Genomic DNA, 876 nt, shown 5'->3' with positions numbered 1-876 from the left:
GGAAGTAGTTCTCCTTGCCGAAGATGTCCTGGTAGGCGCCGGCCGCCTTGACGGCCTCCTCGTACTGGCCGAGGCGCAGCCGGGTCTGGACCTCGCCGGAGGGGCAGCCGGTGGTGGCGATGATGCCGGTCGCGTTGGCGGCGATCAGCTCGCGGTCCATGCGGGGCTTCATGTAGTAGCCCTCCATCGACGCGAGCGAGGAGAGCTTGAAGAGGTTCCGCAGGCCGGTGGCGTTCTGCGCCCACATGGTCATGTGGGTGTAGCGGCCGCCGCCGGAGACGTCCTTGCCGCCCTCGCCGTCGGAGCCGGTGGGGCGCTGGCCGCCGGGGGACCAGAACACCTGCTTCTTCAGGAAGCGCGAGGCCGGCGCGACGTACGCCTCGATGCCGATGATCGGCTTCACCCCGGTCTTGGCGGCCGCGTGGAAGAACTCGTACGCGCCGAACATGTTGCCGTGGTCGCTCATCGCGATGGCGGGCATGCCCTGTCTCTCCGCCTCGGCGAACAGCTTGCCGTTCTTGGCGGCGCCGTCCAGCATCGAGTACTCGGTGTGGACGTGCAGGTGCGCGAAGCTGTCGGACACGGCGCTGTGCTCCTGGGACGGGACGCGGACGGGGAAGCGGTCCACCCTATCGGGTCCGCGACGCCGACGCGCAGCCCCGCGGGCCCGCCGCCGCGATCTTGACGGGGCCCTGTCGCTTCCTTGACGGGATCATGGCCCGCGCGGCCGGCCCTCGCTCCGGTCAGCCGGCCGTGCGGGCGACGGGCAGCGGCGGCATGGTCCGCAGGGCCTGGGCGACCTGGGTCAGCCAGCGGGTCTCGGCCTCGATGCCGGCGCTGGGCGGCAGGGACGGCTCGGCCTGCGGCGGGTCGGCG

At 71.9% G+C, this 876-nt stretch carries 1 protein-coding gene; it reads right to left on the bottom strand.

The annotated features are described in order from the left end of the window. The coding region (locus AE652_RS06685; RefSeq protein ID WP_159028383.1) for a PHP domain-containing protein at window positions 1-583 on the bottom strand (583 nt) is incomplete at its 3' end. Window positions 584-876: the final 293 nt, after the last annotated feature.

Source organism: Kitasatospora sp. MY 5-36, from assembly GCF_001182915.1.
Classification (GTDB): Bacteria; Actinomycetota; Actinomycetes; order Streptomycetales; family Streptomycetaceae; genus Kitasatospora.
The sequence above is the reverse complement of the archived record's forward strand: the minus strand, read 5'-3'. Positions and strand labels throughout refer to the sequence as shown.